This is a genomic window from Rhizobium sp. P43 (assembly GCF_056730705.1).
In genome coordinates, this window is the sequence record NZ_CM161539.1 from 605394 (window position 1) to 625601 (window position 20208).

Below are 20208 nucleotides of genomic sequence, written 5' to 3' on the forward strand. Positions count from 1 at the left end.
TTCTCAAGAGAAAGTGCTGATGGCTGACTTTATCGCTGTGATTCGACGGGCCGTGGATGGCTTGTCGAACAATACTCCGGAGATGCGTGCGCGAGTTTATGAAAAGGCTCGCGCCGCTGTCGTTCGGCAGCTCGAGAACATGTCACCGCGCCCGCCCGAGCATATGCTGCAGCGTCAGCTCGACAAGCTCGATCAGGCTATCCGTGAAGTCGAGGCGGAGCATGCGGATGCGCTTCCGCCGCTCGAGCAGGAGCAGCCGGTCTCCGCGATGCCGGCCACTGCCGCCGTGGCGGCAGCGACTGTTGCGGCGTCTGCTCCCGCTTGGGCAGAGCCGGAACCGGAACCCGCAGCTGACGCTCCGCCAGTTCAGAATAACGACACATCTGCGTATCAACCCGCGGCGGACGTGGAAACACTTGCGCCCGAACCTGTTGAACCTGCTCCGGCTGTAACAGGCGATGATTGGGCGGATGCCCATATGGCGGAGCCTGCACCGGTGGTGGCCGATGAGCCGGTTGCCCTGGCCGAGGAACCTGTTGCAGACGTGGTTCAGCCCGTTTCGACCTCATGGAGCACCGAGCCTTCTTTCGGTCGCGACGATCAGGAAGCCGCCTATGCCGGCCTTTATGATCGTACCGTCGAGGAGCCGATTGCGACGGAGCCAGAACCGGTGAGTGCGCCGTTGCCGGAGGCTCCGGTCACAGCGGAGGACGCGACCGAGGTCGCCGCTGCGCCTTATGTCAATGCGCCAACTGCCGAGGAAACCTGGTCCAGAAACGAGGAGCCCGATGCGGGTGCTCCCGCCTGGGATATTGTGGCGGCGCCAGAGATCGTATCCGCCTCTCAGGAACTGCCGATCGCCGAGACGGAGGATGTCGAAGCCCATCGGCCGCCCGAGCCGCCTGAGGCTTCTATCCGTGTCGATTCGGTTGAGGACTGGCTCCAGAGCCGTTCGCTCGATCCGGTCCCGACGATACCGGCTGCCAGCTGGGATCTTCCTGCTGCGACCGAGACGGCGGCCAACCGCGTGCCCGAATTGCCGGAAATCGATACAGGCCCGGCCTCTGCTTCCTACACGCCGACGGACGAATTCCCCGCTTACATCGAACCGGTGCGGGTCGAGGCGAGCCGCGATTATGTGGCGCCGGAAGGCCTGAGCCTGCCGGATGCAGATCCCGCAGTTGTTGGGAAGCTCGCATCCACGCCGGCAACTCCGGCCATCGACGCCGATGACTTCAGTCAGTGGTTCCAGGAACATGTCGAGCAGGGCGGCAAGGACACGCGTGCCGCTGGCTCGACGCCTGCAGCTCCCGCCACCGAGTGGGACGAACATATCGACAGCTTCGCGCCGAGCGCGAAAGGCGCGCAGGTCGATCTCGCCTCTCAGGCCGATGGTATGGAAGCGCTGGTCAGCGGTTATGGCCAGCAACCTGCCTATCGATTGGAGCCGAAGAAGCGCCGCAACCTTGCGCCTGTTATCATCGGCGCGCTGGTGATTGCCGTGCTGGGTGGCGCCGGTTACCTCGCCTGGAGCATGCGCGATCAGATCGGCGGCATGGTCGCTAATCTTACCGGCGAGGTCGCACCAGCCGAGCCGACGGCAGAGGCGCCTGCAACGGCGGCTGCACCGGATGCGGCTCCCGCCGAGACGGCGGCCGCGCCGGAAGCAGTCACACCCCCGGCGGACGGCACGACAGCTCCGCAGAAATTCACGCAGCGTCTTCGCCCCGATGGGACAGAAGTCGATGAGGGTGCGGGCTCCGCACCGATCGACGGCGCGCCGGCGGAAGGTCGTTCCGTTTCCGCGCAGACGGTGGCGTCCACTGTCGAGCCCACCGATCCGCCTGCCGCCGCCAATGGTGCGGCCGCAACTCAGACCCCCGGAACCGCCGCCAATACCGCCGCCGTTGCCGGTGGTGAAAAGCTGTTCCTCTATGAGGAGCGTATCGGCCAGGCGACGCCCGTTGCCGTGCCCGGCTCGATCACCTGGACGGCCGTGCGCGAAAACGGTGCCGACGGGCGGCCCGATCCGCAAATACAGGGCCGGATCAATGTTCCCGAACGCGGCATCTCAGCGCTGCTCACCTTCAAGCGCAACACGGACAATTCGCTGCCGGCGAGCCACATCATCGAGGTTGTCTTCTCCGTGCCGGCGGATTTCGAAGGCGGCGCGATTGAAAACCTGCAGCGGATCGCGATGAAGCGGACCGAACAGGATCGTGGTGATCCGCTTGTCGCCGTCACGGCAAAGGTTACCGATGACACCTATCTCGTCGCACTCAACGACTTCGAGGATGTGGTGCGACGGAACCTTGAGCTTCTCTCGACGCGCGCTTGGATCGATATTCCCGTCACCTATCGCAACGGTCGCCGCGCCCTGATCACGCTCGACAAGGGCACGACGGGCACGAATGTCTTCGACCAGGTGATCCGCGAATGGGCGGCGCTGACTCCGGCAGCACCTGCCAACTGAGGCAGAGCGCAGGACAAAGATAAACCGGGTGTGTCGCCACACCCGGTTTTTTGTTGGCTGCAGATTGGGGTGAGGTTCTTAAGCCTCCACCACCCTCAGCGCCTTGGCGCGTTCCAGCGCGTCCTTCTGGACGGCTTCCTGGACCTTTTCGAAGGCGCGTACCTCGATCTGGCGGACGCGTTCGCGGCTGATGTCGAACTCGGCGGAGAGTTCTTCCAGCGTGACCGGGTCGTCGGCCAGCCTACGGGCTTCGAAGATGCGGCGTTCGCGGTCGTTGAGGACGGCCATCGCCCGCTTCAGCATGCTGCGACGGGTTTCCAGTTCGTCCTGCTCGATCAGCACGTCTTCCTGGCTGTCGTGGTCATCGACGAGCCAATCCTGCCACTGGCCGCTTTCGCCTTCGGAGGCGCGCAGCGGAGCGTTCAGCGAGGCGTCGCCGGAGAGGCGGCGGTTCATCGAGATGACCTCCTCCTCCGAGACGTTCAGCTTGGTGGCGATCTCGGTCACCTGATCGGGCTTCAGGTCGCCTTCCTCGATTGCCTGGATCTTGCCCTTGAGGCGACGCAGGTTGAAGAACAGGCGCTTCTGGTTGGCGGTCGTGCCCATCTTCACCAGCGACCACGAGCGCAGGATATACTCCTGGATCGAGGCCTTGATCCACCACATGGCATAGGTGGCCAGGCGGAAGCCGCGTTCCGGGTCAAATTTCTTCACGGCCTGCATCAGGCCGACATTGCCTTCCGAGACGACTTCGCCGATTGGCAGGCCGTAGCCGCGATAGCCCATGGCGATCTTCGCCACGAGGCGCAGATGGCTTGTCACGAGCCTATGCGCGGCGTCGCGGTCGGCATGCTCGGCGTAACGCTTGGCGAGCATGTATTCTTCCTGCGGTTCCAGCATCGGGAACTTGCGGATTTCATCGAGATAACGATTGAGGCCGGCTTCACCGGCAGTGATGGTCGGCAGCGTATTGCGGGCCATATAGCACCCCTTCTTCCTTCCGGGCTCCCATAGCGACGGCGAGCCCCATCTCCGTGGATCTCATTTCCCCACAGAAATCCAGATAACAAATAAGTATGGCAAAACGGCGATACAAGGGATCGGTTCCCGCGCGCGTGGATTGACGGACTGTCAACCGTTCGCGCAGCGTTTCCGACTGTTCGGCTCGCAGCTCACATGGTCTTCAAGGCGTCGATGACCTTCTGCAGGTCGGCCGGGATCGGGGCTTCGAAGCGCATGGTCTTGCCCGTGGTCGGGTGCTCGAAGGCGAGCAGATAGGCGTGCAGGGCCTGTCGGTGGAACTTGTTCACCGCGCGCTTGGCGTCCTCGGGCAGGAGATTGGCCTTGGTCTTGAAGGCGGCGCCGTATTCCTGGTCGCCGATCAGGGGATTGCCGATATGGGCCATGTGGACGCGGATCTGGTGGGTGCGGCCGGTTTCCAGGCGGCATTCGACCAGCGAGGCGAGGCAGGTGGCATCCGGCTTTTCGCCATAGCGTTCCAGCACGGTGTAATGGGTGATGGCCTCGCGGGCGTCGTCGGTGTCCTCGCGCTTCACCGTGCGCTTGGTGCGGTCAGCGCCAGAACGGCCAAGGGCTGCGTCGATCGTCCCGGCGAGCGTGCGCGGGCGGCCCCAGACGACGGCGCGGTAGGCGCGCTCCAGCGGGCCCGTGCGGCCATGGTCGGCGAACTGGTCGGCGAGGTGGCGATGGGCGATATCGTTCTTGGCGACGACCATGACGCCGGACGTGTCCTTGTCGAGGCGGTGGACGATGCCGGGGCGCTTGACGCCGCCGATGCCCGACAGGCTGTCGCCGCAGTGATAGATCAGCGCATTGACCAGCGTGCCATTCCAATTGCCCGCACCGGGATGGACTACGAGGCCGGGGGGCTTCGCAATCACGATCAGGTCCTTGTCCTCATAGAGAACGTCGAGCGGGATGTTCTCGCCCTTCGGCTGCGGATCCTCGGGTTCCGGCAGATCGATGACCACGGTGTCACCTGGCTTGATCTTGCGGTTCGGGCTGTCGAGCAGATTGCCGTTCAGCTGCACCGCGCCCTGTTCGATCAGCGCCTTGACCCGGTTGCGGGAAAACTCCTGCCCGAGGGCGGCCGTCAGCCAGGCATCGATGCGGCCCTCGGCATCATCCTCTGCAATCAGCTCTTTCCTTGATGCGGCGGCTTCGTTAAAGGGGTCGGTCATCATGTCATCCCGTCATACGGCGGCCGGGGCTTTGGCCTTTGTCGCTGCCATTTGGCACAGACCGGGGTTTTCGACAATCGACTGCCGGTCCGCCCGGCGATTTTCTCCGGTCCGTTCGCCCCGGTGAAAGCGTCGAGAGGAGCGCGAACGCAAGTGGGAAATGACTGCAGCCATGACGCATATCGATGACGAGAACCAGGAAGACAAGCCGCTCGATCCGGTCATGGAAGGTGTGCGCCGCAAGATGGTCAAGCTGCAGCTGATCTCCGGCGGCATCATGGCGACGCTGTTTCTCGCCGTTCTGGTGTCGATCTTCTACAAGCTCACCCAGGACCAGGGCGGCAACGAGCCGGTGGCTGCGACATCGCAGCCCTTCGCCGTGCCCTCCGATCAGCCGCTCAGCGTGACGGCTAACCTGCCGGCCGGCTTCCGTGTGGCCCAGACGTCCCTCTCGGGCAGCCAGATGCTGATCTATGGCGAGACCGCAGCCGGCGAGCGCAAGGCTTTCGTCTTCGACCTCGCGCTCGGCCGCATCATCGCCGACGTCACGCTGGCCGGCGACTGAGGCAGGCCGTGGAGCCCGCCCGTCTCATCGAGATCACCGATCCCGGCGATCCGAGGATTGCCGAATTCAGCTCGATCCGCGAGCGGGACCTGACAGGTCGTCACGGACAGTTCGTCGCCGAGGGCACGGTCGTGCTTTCTATGCTGGCCAAGGCGCATGGCAAGGCCGGAGCTGTCAGGGCGGAAAAGCTTCTCTTGCTAAAAAACCGCGTGGCCGTGCTTTCCGACTTGCTTGCGCAGTTTCCGGTCGAGGTCCCCGTCTATGTCGCCGAGGCTGCTGTGCTCGATGCGATCGCCGGTTTTCATCTGCACCGAGGCGTGCTGGCGCTTGGTCGCCGTGCGGCGCCGCCCGATCTCTACGAACTGATCGCTGATCTGCCTGAGGCCGCGCTTGTGCTGGTCGGCTGCGGCATCTCCAACCACGACAATGTCGGTGCGCTGTTTCGCAACGCTGCCGGGTTTACGGCTGATGCGGTTCTTCTGGACGAAACTTGCTGTGATCCACTCTACCGAAAGGCGCTGCGCGTGTCCGTGGGCTCGGTGCTCACAGTGCCCTATGCCCGGCAGGGGCGTGCTGAAGATGTGCTGGGTACGCTGGCGCAGTCGGGCTTCGAGATCTGGGCGCTTTCGCCGTCCGGAACGGTCGAAATCGGGGCGATTGCACCGGGCCGACGCGTGGCTCTGGTCATGGGGACCGAAGGGGAGGGGCTGCCGGCCGCAATTCTCGCCCGTTTCCGTTCTGCGCGGATCGCCCAGGCTCCCGGTCTCGACAGCCTGAATGTGGGCACCGCGAGCGGTATCGCCCTCTACGCCATCGCCCGCGCCATGGGGCGTCTTGGTTAGAGCCGAGCGTCCGTCGTCCGATCGTGTTGTGGTTTCTTATTCGGCCGGTGTTGCCATGCCGGAGCTGCGACCGATCGATGGGTCCATGGCGAGCACGCGATCAACCAGGCTCTTCGGCTTGTCGGCGCCCTTTGATTGCGGCGAGATGAGATCGCTGATCACAGTCTGCTCACCTTCCCGAGCGGCGGTCAGGATGATCATCTTCGCGGCGATGTCGCCAAGTTCTTCCCGAAGTGCATCGTCTTCCGCCGATGCCTTGGCCTTCAGCAGACGCTCTGTCAGCGCTGTCTGGCTGCGGCGGATGTCGATTTCAAGCGCTGCCGTGTCTGTGGCACGGTTGGAATTGGCAATCTCGTCTTCGGGCATGGTCATGTCTTTCGTCTCGGGCAGGGCGAGGCCGGCTTCCCGCAGCGTGCGCTGGGCTTCCCGGAGCTGGGCATTGGCGCGCTTGAGCTTCGTCCGTGCATCGTTCAGTTCGCGCGTCCGCCGGTCGAGCAGCGATCCGGTGTCGGCGCGCTCCGCCGCGTCGCGGGCGAGCGTGTCTTCGAGCCTGATGACCTTGTGTTCTTCCTGCGCCAGGCGAAGTTCGGCGTCCTTGGCGCGCTTGGCGAGAAGCTTGTTCTCGCGGCGCAGTTCCTCGCGTTCGTCGCGCATTCCGAGGATGCGGGTCTTCAGGTTGTCGATTTCGGTGTCGCGGCTCATTGCCTCGATCCGCATCGTGTCCATGTCCGTCAGGAGGCGCGTCATGCGGGCGGTGCGGTTTTCTAGCTCGACATCCTTGGCCGCTGCTGCGATCTCAACGCGCTTCAGCGTCTCACGCAGTGAGGTGATCTCCACATCGCCGCGACGCAGACGTGAGCGGAGATCTGCGGCTTCCGTGCTCATCTCCTCGATCTGGACCTTCAGATCTTTCGTCTCGGCAACGAGGCGCGCTGCGTCGTTGCTGAGCGTTTCATTCTTGAAGTTAAGTGCGATCGATTTTTCGCGTTCGCGGCTGAGCTCGTGCTGCGTTCTGGCATTTTCCGCAGCGTAGAGCGCCCGGACCATGTCCTTCTGGGCACGGATCTCCTGCGGGCTGAGCGGCATGGTCGCCTTCAGCCGGTTCTCGGTGTAGCGAACGATGCGCTGATGCACCGCCGGCGCAATAAGCATCGCCAGCAGCGCCGCCGCCATAAAACCCATCGCGAAAATCAGGCTGTATTCAATCACGACCGCGCCATAGCACTAAGAGAGCATTAGGATATAGTTAAGCATGCGCATCGGCGCCGGGCAAGCAGAACAGCCCGACGAGCGCCATCCTTCAACCAATATGGCTAACGACAGAGCAGATCGAGCTTGCTTCAGCCTGAACGAGGCTCGCTTTCCCTCAGAAAGGGTTCCAGGTGGGCGTGCGCGTGAGTTTGAGATAGCCCACGTTGACACCGAGGCGGGCGCCAATGCCGGTGCGGATCGGTACCAGGATCACGTCCCGGCTCTTGAGCACCGTCATGCCGACGCCGGCGACGATATAGGCCGAGCCGCTGATGCCGCCGTAGCGGGCATAAAGCGTGTCGACATCCGGCAGATCATACACGAGCATCATCGTCCGGGTGCCGTTGCCGCCGTAGTCGATTCCGAGCGACGGACCCTGCCAAAAGACGTCATGCTGGCCGACATTCTTGGTGTAGAGCGTGCCCTCGCCATAGGTCAGGCCAGCGATCAGGGCGCCGGAGCCTTCCTGGCCAAGGATGTAGCCGTTCGGCAGGCCGTATTGTTCGAAGGCTTGCTCGATGACCTTGGCGAGTGCGCCGCTGGTTTCACCGAAAAAGCCATGGCCCGCATCGACCACTTCCTGGATCGAATATTCGCCAGCCGCCTCGACGGGGCGCTGGACCGCAACAAGGCTGAGCGTTGCGAGAACGGCCACGACGAGTGACCGCAGAAGCGACAGGGAGCGGTGGGGCAGGTGACGCATGGTGCCTCCTAAATGCGAAGCCGATGGATTCGGCATCTTCCTTGGGGGTAAATAAACCTAGCGAGCATCGTCTTAATAATCGGTTTACCAAATATGGTGTCATTATGGCCGAACGGCATCCGACCAAGTCGCGGCCTGCGGACGCATGTCCGCCAGTTGCGCTTAAGCGTCCACATTCTCTGGAGACGACCATGGCGAAGAACCCCAACCTCACGCTTGCAGGTCCCGACCTTGCTGCGCTTCTCTGCAGCCGCGTCTGCCACGACGTCATCTCGCCCGTCGGTGCGATTAACAACGGCCTTGAGCTTCTGGATGAAGGCGGTGCGGACGCGGATGCGATGGACCTCATCCGCACCAGTGCTCTCAATGCCTCGGTCCGATTGAAGTTCGCCCGTCTTGCCTTTGGCGCTTCCGGTTCTGTCGGGGCCTCGATCGATACCGGCGAGGCGGAAAAGGCAGCCAAAGATTTCGCGCTGGCGGAAAAGAAGACGGAAGTCTCGTGGAATGGGCCGCGCGCCATCATCGCCAAGAACCGGGTGAAGCTTCTGTTGAACCTGTTCCTGGTGGCCTATGGCGCCATCCCGCGCGGCGGCTCGCTCGACATTTTCCTGGAAAATCCGGAGACGGATGCAAAATTCAAGATCGTCGCCAAGGGGCGCATGCTGCGCGTGCCGCCGAAATACCAGGAGATCCTGTCCGGTCACCTGGAAGAGGCCGTCGATGCGCATTCGATCCAGCCCTATTATACCGTTTTGCTCGCTGAGGAATGCGGCATGGAACTGAAATGCCTGCCCAGCGAAGGCGAGATCGCGTTTACCGCTGAAGTTGTCTCCTGAGCCGTGTCAAACCGGGACGTGAAAACGACGCTCCCGGTAACCTTTCCTTAGGCGGCGCGCGCTATGGTGGTTTACGAATTTCAGATCCCCGATGGCGGGGAGGGGAGTTGGCCATGAAGCGCTTGATGATCGCAGACGGCTCGGACATCGTTCGCAAGGTCGGCAAAAAAATCCTGTCGGAGTTGGGCTATGAAGTCACGGAGGCCTCTTCCGGACGCGAGGCCCTGTCGCGGTGTGAGCGCGAGCTGCCGGACGTGATGATTGTCGATGCCGGTCTGGATGATGCGCTCAACCTTATCTCCAACGTTCGCGCGCTGCCCGAAGGCAAGGCCGTGAAGATCTATTATTGCGTCGTGGAGGCCGAGCTGAAGGTGATGATGGCCGGTAAGCGTGCTGGCGCGAGCGATTTCCTGCTCAAGCCGTTTGATCGCGCCATCCTGACGAAGACCTTTGGTGGCGACGCCATCGCGGCTTGATTGCATTCCAAAGCTGAACCCAGTTTGACAAGGCGGTGCCCCAGGCGCCGCCTTTTCCGTTTTGCCAAGCGGACGCTGCTCAGTCTGCCTGAATGCGGCCTTTGAGATCCCGAAATGCAAGAGGCCCGCGTCCAGGACGCGGGCCTCTTGGAAGGGGATTGGATCTGGGCTTATGCCGTTTCCATGTATTCCGAGCCATCCGGCTCGCGCAGGACATAGCCGCGACCCCAGACGGTCTCGATATAGTTGGCGCCGCCGGCGGCGTTTGCGAGCTTCTTGCGCAGCTTGCAGATGAAGACGTCGATGATCTTCAGTTCCGGCTCGTCCATGCCACCATAGAGGTGGTTGAGGAACATTTCCTTGGTCAGCGTGGTACCCTTGCGGAGCGAAAGCAGCTCCAGCATCTGGTATTCCTTGCCGGTCAGGTGAACGCGCTGGCCGCCGACTTCGACAGTCTTGGCGTCGAGGTTCACGATCAGCTCGCCGGTGATGATGATCGACTGGGCATGGCCCTTGGAACGACGGACGATCGCATGAATGCGCGCAACCAGCTCGTCCTTGTGGAACGGCTTGGTCATGTAGTCGTCGGCGCCGAAGCCGAGACCGCGGACCTTGTCTTCGATGCCCGCCATGCCGGAAAGGATCAGGATGGGCGTTTTCACCTTGGACAGGCGAAGGGTACGCAGCACCTCGTAACCGGACATATCGGGCAGGTTCAGGTCGAGCAGAATGATGTCGTAGTCGTAGAGCTTACCGAGGTCGACACCTTCTTCGCCGAGATCGGTAGTGTAGACGTTGAAGCTCTCCGACTTGAGCATCAATTCGATGCTCTGCGCCGTCGCGCTATCGTCTTCAATGAGTAGAACCCGCATATTTATCCCCTTTACCGCCGCCGAAAGGTCAAGATGGCCCCCTACGCGATACGGATCCAGTCGTTGCCTGATTTGAAGGCTGCCACCAATTGGTTAACAAATTCTGATTCCCTCTGGCAAGGCGTATCGAATTTATTAAGCAAAGATATCAGCCTCCTGATTCTTCATGTGTTTCCGGTCATCGCCACACCTGAATCAGCGCCTCAGGAAAACCCCGTAACCGATTCATTTGACTCATCATTGTCAGGAGCTCTTTTCGGGCTCTGGCATTTACTGACCCTTAAGTGATCGGCCTTATCATTAACGATGCCCGTAAACGAAAGGTTACCAAAGGTAGGTTTTTGTTAACGCCGCGGACTTTTTTTGGACGAATCGGTGGCGGGCGTGTTGAGTAGCAAGTGTGGCGGGGGGTCTCGCATCACGGGAGTATTGCGTATGAAGTCGCGTGAGAGCCTGGTACGCCTGAAGGGATTTCAGGTTACCGAAAAGCGTCGGCAATTGCAGCAGTTGCAGTCTATGATGTCGGAGTTCGAACGGATGGCGAAGGAGCTTGAGGCTCAGATCGGCATCGAGGAAAAGAAATCGGGCATCACCGATCCCAATCATTTCGCCTATCCCACCTTCGCCAAGGCAGCTCGCCAGCGCGCGGACAATCTCCAGGTCTCTATCCGGGAACTGAAGGTCCAGCAGGAAGCGGCAGAACTGGCGTTGGAAGAGGCTGAAGCGGAATACCAGAAGGCTGCAGCTCTCGAAGAGCGCGATGGCCAGATGCGTGTCCGGGCCTGAGTTTCACGATTCAGTCTGGTTGAGATTTCGAAATGGAAGGCGGGCGAGGGCAATCCTCCGTCCGCCTTCGTTCGTTTTTCGCGCCTTTTTGGCGCTGTTTACTTGCGCACGTCGTTCCAATCGGGGTGTCGGTCCATCTGCGACTTCATGAAGGGGCAGAGGGGGATGATCTTCCAGCCGCCCTTGCGGGCTTCCGCAACGGCGTGTTCGGCGAGTGCCTGGCCCGCACCCTTGCCCCGCATCGCGCCGGGGACTTCCGTATGGTCGACGATGATCAGCGTGGCCGACGCGCGGGAATAGGTCATGACCGCCGGCTCATCGATCCCGTCGATATGAAGCACATAGCGCCCGCCGGATCCTGCCTCTTCGCTTCTGATCTGCATTCTCGCCTCCTGTTGCCGCGTTCTTGTGGTTCTGATTAACATTGGCCTTCCTCAAGGGGCAACGCCGTTGGCCGCATACGGTCTGTTCGATGTGCATGGAAGGAACCATCTTGCTCGTCTGGTTGAAGGCGTTCCTCCTCGTTGCAGCCGCTGCATCTTTCGCGCTTGGCGCAACGCTGCCTTTGATGCGGTTCGAGAGTTTCTACGTCTTTTCCACCGATGCCTCGCTGGTTCAGGTGATCGCATCTCTCTGGGCAGAAGGGGACCGACTGCTGGCGCTCCTCGTCGGCCTTGTCTCGATCGTCTTTCCCCTGGCCAAGCTGCTGCTTGTCACGGCCGAGCTCATGGCGGGTGCGCCGCAGGCGGGGCAGGGCGCGCTTTACCGTCTGGTGCCGGTGCTGTCGAAATGGTCGATGATGGATGTGTTGCTGGTCGCCATCGTGATCTTTGCGACCAAGACCAGCGGTCTTGCTCAGGCTTTCACGCAGCCAGGTCTTTGGTTCTATGCAGGATCGAGCCTTGCTGTTGCTGCGTTAAGCGGTCTGAATTCCCGCGCGCTCGACCGAAAAACATGAAACCGGCAGGCGGGGCCGTGCCGGTTCAGGTATGGGTCTGATGCAATTCAATTCGTGCCGGCGGAACCGGCACCAAAATGGACTAATGGCGATATTGCTGAATACGGGTGGTGCGCAGGCCGGGTAGGCCGTGATCGTTGATGGAGGACTGCCAGGAGAGGAATTCCTCGACCGTCAGAGTGTAGCGTTCACAGGCTTCTTCGAGGCTCAACAGGCCACCACGCACAGCCGCGACAACCTCAGCCTTGCGGCGGATCACCCAGCGGCGCGTATTGGCCGGCGGAAGATCGGCAATCGTTAGGGGGCTGCCATCGGGGCCGATGACATATTTCACTCGTGGGCGGATCATTTCGGTCATTGGACTCTCTATACAAACTCAAGACCACACACCCTCACTCTAGGACCGATGCTTTAAAATTTGCCTAAGCCCATTGTAAGCATTTGATAATAATTTTTACGGATCGCCCGCCTGCGAGATTCGGCGGATTCGATCCAAGTTGATTAAACTTGCAGCATTTGCATAGGTGTTATGCGAGGCACGCGGCTGGTGCGTGCTCTGTACTTGTGGCATACGACCGCCATCAATCGAAATGCCGCGATCAACACGTTGATCGCATAGGCGGCTGTCGATCATCGCGGTTTCCTTCGGTGCCGCAAGACCGGCGACAGGCCCGCCTGATATTCGTTCCAAGATGGAACGTCATAATGTCCATAAACATGCGAAATCCCGATCGGATGAAGATCCGGTCGAAAGGAGTTTTATGTTCAGGCCAACTGATGTGACGCCCAGTCACGATCTTGGTGACCGTGATGCCGTTTTTTGCAGCGAGGCGCTGAATGCGGGCCCGTGGGGTCGCGAGTTCTCGGCGCTTGGCCGTCGCCACGGTTTCCGCCACTGCCTTCTCGCACGCGTTCCCAAGGCTGACAGCCCCGAGTTTTCGGCCAATATGATCCTGTGTACCTGGCCGGACGAGCTGCGGCTCGCCTATGAGGCGGCCGATGTCTATGCTGGAAGCATGCTGGTGAGCCGGGTCAAGCAGTCCATCCTGCCGATGTTCACCCAGGATAATCTCTTTCTTGGCACCACAGGGGCTGAAGCGCGGCAGCCTCTCTCTCCGCTCTTCCAGCAGTTTGAGTTCCGGGCCTCCTTGGTTCTCACTCTGCAGGACCGGAACCAGACGCCTTATATCCTGGTGTTTTCGGGGCGCGACGATGCCCCGGATCGGCAGGAAATTGCAGATCTGCAGCTGAGCGCCATGGAGCTTCTCGACGCGGGTGTCGATGCTTTGGTGCCGCGCTTCGGACCGAAAGAAAAGCTCTCAGCACGCGAAGTCGAATGTCTTCGCTGGTCTGCTGCCGGCAAGAGCAGCGACGAGATTGCCATCATTCTCGATATTTCGAGCCATACCGTCGTCAGTTACCTCAAAAGCGCCATGCGCAAACTCGAGGCGGTTAACCGCATGCAGGCGGTCGCCCGTGCCTGCCGCTACCGGCTGCTTTGACACGCCGCGGCATTCTCTGCTGACGAAGGGCGCCATCTTGAGCATGGCGCCCTTCGTCGTTTCGGCGCTCAGAGAAAGGCGAGGCAAAGTTCGGTCTTGCCGTAGCCGAACTGGTACTGGATGGTGCCTTCATGCCGCAGTGCCAGGGTGTCACCGGCGTCCAGCCACACCAAAGCGACCGTGCTCGCGGTCCCCGCACCCCCGACCTGGCTGATGATATCGGCGGTGCCGTTTCGGCTGACATGGACCGTGTGGGTGCTGGTACTGACGGCGGAGACGTTAAGCGACAGCAGATAGTATCCGGATACCGGCACCACGATTGGCCGACCATGGCCCGAGGCCAGCGGGGTGCCGAGGGTTATGTCGCCACCCGACAGATGCAGATCGTCGAAGCCGGTGAAGCTGTCGGCCGCAGGTGTCAGTGTCGAAGCTGCCAGAGCTGCACGGGCCAGCGGTCGCTGGTCGTGGCGGACATGACCTTCTGGCGTGACGCTCAGGGCCTGGCGCCAGCCTGTGGCATCGCCGTTCACTTTCAACGAAAAACGATCCTCGCCCGCCAGGCCCATTTCGGCGCGGCCCTGCCAGTTCGACTGGAAGATTATGCTGGCAGTTTCTGCCGTGCCCGCCTTGTTGATGGTCAGCCGATGGCTATCGCCGGCGTGGTTCAGCAGGATGGCCGGCGACGAGATCGAAAGACGGTTATAGCTGTCGGCATCCGCGGCGATGCCGAGCCGTTCGAATCGAGCCTCGGCAACAAGTGGCGGAACGATCCAGTCTGTACCGTCGAAAATCTTGAGCCTCTCCTCGTCTGGGAAGACGGCGTGCCAGCCAATCCTGGGTGTTATGAAGACCCAGATACCGTCCTGAAGCAGGGCGAGTTGTCCGGCATGCCCCGTCCAAAGGCCGGTCGCCGGAGTCGTGACCCGATGGATCTCGCCCTCCTGCGGATTTTCAGGCGGGTTTGTCGCGCTGCCGGCGACGACCAGCTGGACCAGCGCATCCAGGCGCTGCAGCGCTTCATTGTGGGTGACGTGTTTCTGCGCCTGTGCCGGGAGGATGAAGGGCAGGGCGAGGTTGGCGGTTGTGTCGGTCATGGTCTCTCCTTCGTGTTCGGCTGCCAGGGCAGCGCGGATTGAAGGAGCCAGTCTCGATCATGCCGGAAGGTGGGGGATGAAAATCCTATGTTCCCTTTGAAATCATGGAGTTTTCTTCGAAAGTCATCCCCCTCAGGCGGGGCGGCCCGTGGCCAGGAAGGCCGGGTTTTCGAAGGCGCGCAGGCCGGGCAGGCGTTTGCCATAGGTGAGCGGTGCGCCGTCTTCGGTCGATACCATGCCGCCGGCGGCTCTCAGGACCGCATCGCCTGCAGCCGTATCCCATTCCATGGTCGGGCTGAAGCGGGGGTAGAGGTCGGCCGCGCCTTCCGCGACCAGACAGAATTTCAGCGAGGAGCCGACGGTCTTGCGCTCCATGATCGCCGCTTTGCGGATATAGGCGTCCGTCGCATCGCAATTGTGCGAGCGGGAGACGAGGGCCGAAGGCGAGGCGCCCTTTGGCCGCGCCGCAATCGGCATGCGCGCGATTTCGGCATCCGCCTCATCGAGCTTCACCTTCTCGGCCCTGCCGGCGCCACCCAGATAAAGCGTGTGGAAGGCCGGCGCATGCACCACGCCGAGGACCGGAACGCCGTTTTCGATCAGCGCGATGTTGACGGTAAAGTCGTCATGGCCGCCGATGAATTCGCGCGTGCCGTCGAGCGGATCGACGAGGATAAAGGGCCTGCCGCTCACGTCTGGAATGCGGCCGGCGGCGACTTCTTCTTCGGCGACCACGGGAATATCGGGCAGGTCACGGGAGAGTGCATCGAGGATCAGCCGTTCGGCGGCTTCGTCTGCCTCCGTGACGGGCGACTTGTCGCCTTTCAGACGCACCTCGGCGCCGGCCTTGTAAATGTCGAGGATCACGCGGCCAGCGGCGATCGCGCTTTCCTCGAAAAGCTTCAGAATGTCCTGCCTGTCACGCACCTGAACCGGGCTCCCGATCACATCCTCTCCGGTTTAGACCTGTCTCCGGCGCTTTGGAAGTGCATGATGTCGCGAGGTCTTGCCAGCGCGTGATGTTTCTGTGCTGCACTGCGATCAAACCTTTGTCGCATGTCTCAAACAGCACACATTTTGTCCTGATCGCGCTTGCTCTTTGTGATGCCTATGCGAATGTGACGCGACATTTGCAGAGGTTGTTCGATGCGTTATTCCGCCCTTTCGATCTTCCGCCAGGCGCTTTCCGGCAACCGGAACTGGGCGCCGATGTGGCGCGAGCCGCAGCCGAAACCGCATTACGATGTGATCATCGTCGGCGGTGGCGGGCACGGCCTTTCCACGGCCTATTATCTGGCCAAGGAATTCGGCATCACCAATGTCGCCGTGATCGAGAAGGGCTATCTCGGCGGTGGCAATGTCGGGCGCAACACGACGATCATCCGCTCCAACTATATGCTCGAAGGCAACGAGCCCTTCTATGAATTCTCCATGAAGCTGTGGGAAGGCCTGGAACAGGACTTCAACTACAATGCCATGGTCTCGCAGCGCGGCATCGTCAATCTCTTCCATACCGACGGCCAGCGCGATGCCTATGCGCGGCGCGGCAATGCGATGATGATGCATGGGGTGAAGGCCGAACTGCTCGACCGCGAGCAGGTACGCTCCATGATGCCCTATCTCAATTTCGACCATGCGCGCTTCCCGATCATGGGCGGTTTGCTGCAGCGACGCGGCGGTACGGCCCGCCATGATGCGGTTGCCTGGGGTTATGGACGCGGTGCGGACGAGCGCGGCGTGGATCTCATCCAGCATTGTGAAGTGACCGGCATCCGCCGCGACGAACTTGGCCAGGTGACGGGCGTCGAGACGACCAAGGGCTTCATCGGCTGCAACAAGCTGGCGCTCGCCACCGCCGGCCATACATCCGTGACCGGCAAGATGGCCGGGCTCGACCTGCCGATCGAGACGCATGTGCTACAGGCCTTCGTCTCGGAAGGCATCAAGCCCGTGATCGACAATGTCATCACCTATGGTGCGGGACATTTCTACATCTCGCAGTCCGACAAGGGCGGTTTGGTCTTCGGGGCCGACATCGACTACTATTCGTCCTATGCCCAGCGCGGTAATCTCGCGACCGTCGAGCATACGATCGAGGAGGGCGTGTCGCTAATCCCCGGCCTGTCCAGGGTTCGCGTACTGCGCGCCTGGGGTGGCGCCATGGACATGTCGATGGACGGCTCGCCGATCATCGACCGCACGCCGATCGACAATCTCTACCTGAATTGCGGCTGGTGTTATGGCGGCTTCAAGGCGACGCCGGCGTCCGGCTTCTGCTTTGCCCATCTGATTGCCAAGAACGAGGCCCATCCCGTGGCCCGCCTCTTGCGCCTTGATCGCTTCGAGCGCGGTTTTGCCGTCGACGAAGGCGGCAAGGGTCCACAACCGAACCTGCATTGAGACATCGCCATGGCAAGCCTGATCACCTGTCCGCATTGCGGCGTTCGTCCCAAGGAAGAGTTCAGCATTCGCGGTGACGCGAGCCCGGTTCGCCCGGCGCCCGGTGCACCCGACGATGCCTGGTATCGTTATGTTTTCATCCGCGACAATCCGAAGGGCCGGATCATCGAGCACTGGCATCACACCGCCGGTTGCCGGCGCTGGCTTGTCGTCGAGCGCGACAATGCGTCGAGCCATGAGGTCTATAGCGTGACCGATGCGAGTGAATACGCCAAGGAGGCCGCACGATGAGTGGTTTCAGGCTTTCCTCCGGCGGGCTCGTCAACCGCGCCCGCACCATCTCCTTCTCGTTCGATGGCGAGACCTATACGGGCTATGAGGGCGACACGCTGGCCTCTGCGCTGATCGCCAATGACCAGCTGCTCGTCGGGCGCTCGTTCAAGTATCACCGTCCGCGCGGCATCGTGACGGCGGGCTCGGCAGAGCCGAATGCACTTGTCACGATCGGCAAGGACGGTCGGACCGAGCCGAACACGCGGGCAACCGTTGCCGAGCTCTATCAGGGGCTCGAAGCCAACAGCCAGAACCGCTGGCCGTCGCTGAAATACGATATCGGCGCGGTCAACAGCCTGTTGTCGCCATTTCTCTCGGCCGGCTTCTACTACAAGACCTTCATGTGGCCGAAGGCCTTCTGGGAAAAGCTCTATGAGCCGATCATCCGGAAAGCCGCCGGCCTCGGCAAGACGCCGTTCATCGCCGATCCCGATCGCTACGAAAAGGCATGGGCGCATTGCGACCTCCTGGTGATCGGCGCCGGCCCGGCCGGGTTGATGGCGGCGCGGGCTGCGGCGCGGGCGGGGCTGCGCGTCATTCTGGCGGACGAAGGGTTCAGGCTGGGTGGTTCGCTGCTTTCCGAGCGCGTCAGCGTCGGTGGCGTGCCGGCGGCCGAGTATGCAGCCTCCGTCGTCGAGGAGCTGAAGAGCCTTTCCAATGTCACGCTGATGCCGCGCACCACCGTGTTCGGCTGGTATGACGACAATGTCTTCGGCGCCGTCGAAAAGGTGCAGAAACATGTCGCCCAACCTTCGGGCGATCTGCCGGTCGAGCGTGTCTGGCGCATCGTCGCCAAGCGGGCGATCCTGGCATCCGGCGCTGAGGAACGACCGCTGGTCTTCGGCGGAAACGACAGGCCCGGTGTGATGACCTCGGGTGCCATCAGGACCTATCTCAATCGCTACGGTGTGGCCGCCGGCCAGAACGTCGCGATCTTCACCAATGGCGGCGCGGGTTATCGCACGGCGGCCGATCTTGTCGCTGCCGGTGTCGGCGTTGCGGCCATCATCGACGGGCGGACACACTCGTCTGATGTTGGGCCCTCCGGCGTGCGGGTGATCAGGGGCGGCTCCGTTGTCGACACCAAGGGGTATTACCGGATCAAGGGGCTGATCGCCGAACGCGTCGGCCATCAGGAAGAGATCGCCTGCGATGCGCTGGCGATGAGCGGCGGCTATAGCCCGATCGTGCATCTCGCCTGCCAGCGCGGCGCCAAGCCAACCTGGTCGGACGAGCATCAGGCCTTCCTGGCGCCCGATGTCGGGCAGGGGCTTCGGATCGCCGGCTCGGCTGCCGGTCATGCCTCGCTTGCTGCCGTTCTGCGCGATGGTGCGGACAAGGCGCATGAGGCGATCGGTGATCTCGGTCGGCTCGTCGGCACGGTCGACGTTCCGCAAGTCGAGGGTGAATTCGACGCCTCCTTCGCGCCGCTCTGGTATGTGCCGGGCGCCAAGTCCAAGGCCTTCGTCGACTTCCAGAACGACGTGCATGTGAAGGACCTGAGCCTTGCCCAGCGCGAGGCCATGGGCCATGTCGAGCACACCAAGCGCTACACCACCGGCGGCATGGCGACCGATCAGGGCAAGCTCGGCAATGTCGCCACCATCGGCATCATGGCCGGCATGCGTGGCGTATCTCCGGCCGAGATTGGGACCACCACCTTCCGGCCCTTCTACACGCCCGTTTCCTTCGGCGCCATGGCGGGCACCTCGCGCGGCGAACACTCGCGGCCCGTGCGCACCTCGCCGCTGCATGGCTGGGCAAAGAAAAACGGCGCCGTCTTCGTCGAATCCGGCCTCTGGTATCGCTCCTCCTGGTTTCCGCGCGATGGCGAGAAGACCTGGCGCGAGGCGGTCGACCGGGAAGTGCTGAATATCAGGGCCAATGCCGGCATCTGCGATGTCTCGACGCTCGGCAAGATCGAGATCTTCGGCAAGGATGCCGCGGAATTCCTGAACCGCGTCTATTCCAATGCCTTCCTGAAGCTGCCGGTCGGCAAGGCGCGCTATGGGCTGATGCTGCGCGAAGACGGGATGATCTACGACGACGGCACGACGAGCCGCTTCTCGGACGAGCATTTCTTCATGACCACGACGACGGCCTATGCCGGCGAGGTGATGACGCATCTGGAATTCTGCTCCCAGGTTCTCTGGCCGGATCTCGACGTCCGCTTCGTCTCCTCCAGCGATCAGTGGGCGCAGATGTCGGTCGCGGGGCCGAAGGCGCGGATCATCCTCGAGCAGATCATTGAGGACGATATCTCCAACGAGGCCTTCCCCTTCCTTTCGGCGCGCGAAGTGCTGCTCAAGGGAGGCTTGAAGGCGCGGCTTTTCCGCATCTCCTTTTCCGGCGAACTCGCCTTTGAAGTGGCAGTGCCCGCCAATTACGGCGAAGCTGTCGCCGATGCGATCATGGCCGCCGGCAAGCCGCATGGCATCTGCCCTTACGGCGTCGAGGCGCTCAACGTGCTGCGCATCGAAAAGGGCTTCATCACCCACAGCGAAATCGACGGGCGCACGACGCCCGACGATGTCGGTCTGGGCAAGATGTTCTCGACGCAGAAGCCTGACTTCATCGGCAAGCGGCTGTCGAGCCGTTTCGGCCTGACCGCCGCCGATCGTCCGCAGCTCGTGGGCCTGAAGCCCGTCGAACGCGACAAGAGCTTCGCCGCCGGTGCGCATTTGCTGAAGGAAAACGTCAAGCCGTCGACGCTGAATGACCAGGGCTGGGTGTCATCCGTCTGCCATTCGCCGACGCTCGGCCACACGATTGGCCTTGCCTTCCTGAAATCCGGCCGCGAGCGGCTGGGCGAGAAGGTGGTCGTCTGGGACGGCCTGCGCGGTTCGGAAGTGCTGGCCGAGGTCGTCAGCCCCGTCTTCTACGACCCCGACAACAAGAAACTGAACCTGTGAGGAT

At 61.9% G+C, this 20208-nt stretch carries 22 protein-coding genes; 12 read left to right on the forward strand and 10 right to left on the reverse strand.

Annotated features, from left to right (window positions below):
* Positions 1-19: 19 nt before the first annotated feature.
* Positions 20-2473, forward strand: coding sequence for a DNA polymerase III subunit gamma/tau domain-containing protein (locus tag AC1PUL_RS02875; RefSeq protein WP_480466533.1), 2454 nt, complete (start codon positions 20-22; stop codon positions 2471-2473).
* Between the two features lie 78 nt (positions 2474-2551).
* On the opposite strand, the gene rpoH is transcribed toward AC1PUL_RS02875, so the two are convergent.
* Together rpoH and AC1PUL_RS02885 are read right to left on the reverse strand one after the other, a co-directional pair.
* Positions 2552-3454, reverse strand: a complete 903-nt coding sequence (rpoH, locus tag AC1PUL_RS02880) for an RNA polymerase sigma factor RpoH (RefSeq protein ID WP_480466534.1) — start codon at positions 3452-3454, stop codon at positions 2552-2554.
* 191 nt (positions 3455-3645) lie between these two features.
* Positions 3646-4674, reverse strand: a complete 1029-nt coding sequence (locus tag AC1PUL_RS02885; protein WP_298462844.1) for an RluA family pseudouridine synthase — start codon at positions 4672-4674, stop codon at positions 3646-3648.
* Between the two features lie 172 nt (positions 4675-4846).
* Here AC1PUL_RS02885 and AC1PUL_RS02890 point away from each other — a divergent pair, with 172 nt between their 5' ends.
* Both AC1PUL_RS02890 and AC1PUL_RS02895 read left to right on the forward strand, forming a co-directional pair.
* A complete protein-coding gene (locus tag AC1PUL_RS02890; protein ID WP_480466535.1) occupies positions 4847-5239 on the forward strand; it encodes a hypothetical protein in 393 nt (130 codons plus the stop codon).
* Between the two features lie 8 nt (positions 5240-5247).
* The gene (locus tag AC1PUL_RS02895; RefSeq protein ID WP_480466536.1) at positions 5248-6081 is read left to right on the forward strand and encodes a TrmH family RNA methyltransferase; all 834 of its coding nucleotides are present in this window, start codon (positions 5248-5250) and stop codon (positions 6079-6081) included.
* Between the two features lie 36 nt (positions 6082-6117).
* Here AC1PUL_RS02895 and AC1PUL_RS02900 read toward each other — a convergent pair whose 3' ends face one another.
* Positions 6118-7290, reverse strand: coding sequence for a hypothetical protein (locus AC1PUL_RS02900; RefSeq protein WP_480466537.1), 1173 nt, complete (start codon positions 7288-7290; stop codon positions 6118-6120).
* 157 nt (positions 7291-7447) lie between these two features.
* Positions 7448-8035: a DUF1134 domain-containing protein gene (locus AC1PUL_RS02905; protein ID WP_480466538.1), complete on the reverse strand. Its 588-nt coding sequence runs from the start codon at positions 8033-8035 to the stop codon at positions 7448-7450.
* A gap of 191 nt (positions 8036-8226) precedes the next feature.
* Between AC1PUL_RS02905 and chpT the strand changes: the two genes are divergently transcribed.
* The gene (gene chpT, locus AC1PUL_RS02910; protein ID WP_480466539.1) at positions 8227-8871 is read left to right on the forward strand and encodes a histidine phosphotransferase ChpT; all 645 of its coding nucleotides are present in this window, start codon (positions 8227-8229) and stop codon (positions 8869-8871) included.
* A gap of 113 nt (positions 8872-8984) precedes the next feature.
* A complete protein-coding gene (locus AC1PUL_RS02915) occupies positions 8985-9347 on the forward strand; it encodes a response regulator (RefSeq protein ID WP_480466540.1) in 363 nt (120 codons plus the stop codon).
* Between the two features lie 170 nt (positions 9348-9517).
* On the opposite strand, the gene ctrA is transcribed toward AC1PUL_RS02915, so the two are convergent.
* The gene (ctrA, locus tag AC1PUL_RS02920; RefSeq protein ID WP_099058674.1) at positions 9518-10219 is read right to left on the reverse strand and encodes a response regulator transcription factor CtrA; all 702 of its coding nucleotides are present in this window, start codon (positions 10217-10219) and stop codon (positions 9518-9520) included.
* A 33-nt stretch (positions 10220-10252) separates the two neighbouring features.
* Here ctrA and AC1PUL_RS02925 point away from each other — a divergent pair, with 33 nt between their 5' ends.
* Positions 10253-10507 carry a hypothetical protein gene (locus AC1PUL_RS02925; RefSeq protein ID WP_480466541.1) on the forward strand — a complete coding sequence of 85 codons (255 nt, stop codon included), beginning with the start codon at positions 10253-10255 and terminating at the stop codon, positions 10505-10507.
* A gap of 147 nt (positions 10508-10654) precedes the next feature.
* Positions 10655-11005 carry a hypothetical protein gene (locus tag AC1PUL_RS02930; protein WP_054148339.1) on the forward strand — a complete coding sequence of 117 codons (351 nt, stop codon included), beginning with the start codon at positions 10655-10657 and terminating at the stop codon, positions 11003-11005.
* Positions 11006-11103: 98 nt separating this feature from the next.
* Here the strand turns inward: AC1PUL_RS02930 and AC1PUL_RS02935 are convergent, their stop codons facing one another.
* Positions 11104-11388, reverse strand: coding sequence for a GNAT family N-acetyltransferase (locus tag AC1PUL_RS02935; RefSeq protein WP_480466542.1), 285 nt, complete (start codon positions 11386-11388; stop codon positions 11104-11106).
* An 89-nt stretch (positions 11389-11477) separates the two neighbouring features.
* Between AC1PUL_RS02935 and AC1PUL_RS02940 the strand changes: the two genes are divergently transcribed.
* On the forward strand, positions 11478-11963 hold the full coding sequence (locus AC1PUL_RS02940) for a paraquat-inducible protein A (protein ID WP_480466543.1): 486 nt from the start codon (positions 11478-11480) through the stop codon (positions 11961-11963).
* Between the two features lie 82 nt (positions 11964-12045).
* Here the strand turns inward: AC1PUL_RS02940 and sciP are convergent, their stop codons facing one another.
* Both sciP and AC1PUL_RS02950 read right to left on the reverse strand, forming a co-directional pair.
* Positions 12046-12321: a CtrA inhibitor SciP gene (sciP, locus tag AC1PUL_RS02945; RefSeq protein ID WP_006725852.1), complete on the reverse strand. Its 276-nt coding sequence runs from the start codon at positions 12319-12321 to the stop codon at positions 12046-12048.
* Positions 12322-12417: 96 nt separating this feature from the next.
* Positions 12418-12597 (reverse strand): hypothetical protein, encoded by a 180-nt coding sequence (locus AC1PUL_RS02950; RefSeq protein WP_480466544.1) that lies wholly within the window; start codon positions 12595-12597, stop codon positions 12418-12420.
* Between the two features lie 127 nt (positions 12598-12724).
* Here AC1PUL_RS02950 and AC1PUL_RS02955 point away from each other — a divergent pair, with 127 nt between their 5' ends.
* Positions 12725-13465: a LuxR C-terminal-related transcriptional regulator gene (locus AC1PUL_RS02955; protein WP_480466545.1), complete on the forward strand. Its 741-nt coding sequence runs from the start codon at positions 12725-12727 to the stop codon at positions 13463-13465.
* Between the two features lie 68 nt (positions 13466-13533).
* Here AC1PUL_RS02955 and AC1PUL_RS02960 read toward each other — a convergent pair whose 3' ends face one another.
* A complete protein-coding gene (locus tag AC1PUL_RS02960) occupies positions 13534-14559 on the reverse strand; it encodes a DUF2793 domain-containing protein (RefSeq protein ID WP_480466546.1) in 1026 nt (341 codons plus the stop codon).
* Positions 14560-14691: 132 nt separating this feature from the next.
* Entirely contained in the window at positions 14692-15486 is a 795-nt protein-coding gene (gene cysQ / locus AC1PUL_RS02965; protein WP_480466547.1) for a 3'(2'),5'-bisphosphate nucleotidase CysQ, read from the reverse strand.
* Between the two features lie 219 nt (positions 15487-15705).
* Between cysQ and AC1PUL_RS02970 the strand changes: the two genes are divergently transcribed.
* The 3 genes from AC1PUL_RS02970 to AC1PUL_RS02980 are packed head-to-tail and all read left to right on the forward strand — an operon-like array spanning position 15706 to position 20204.
* Positions 15706-16959: a sarcosine oxidase subunit beta family protein gene (locus AC1PUL_RS02970; protein WP_480466548.1), complete on the forward strand. Its 1254-nt coding sequence runs from the start codon at positions 15706-15708 to the stop codon at positions 16957-16959.
* 9 nt (positions 16960-16968) lie between these two features.
* On the forward strand, positions 16969-17250 hold the full coding sequence (locus AC1PUL_RS02975; protein ID WP_480466549.1) for a sarcosine oxidase subunit delta: 282 nt from the start codon (positions 16969-16971) through the stop codon (positions 17248-17250).
* Entirely contained in the window at positions 17247-20204 is a 2958-nt protein-coding gene (locus AC1PUL_RS02980; protein WP_480466550.1) for a sarcosine oxidase subunit alpha family protein, read from the forward strand. The genes AC1PUL_RS02975 and AC1PUL_RS02980 overlap by 4 nt, the downstream gene beginning before the upstream one ends.
* The last annotated feature ends 4 nt before the right edge of the window (positions 20205-20208 follow it).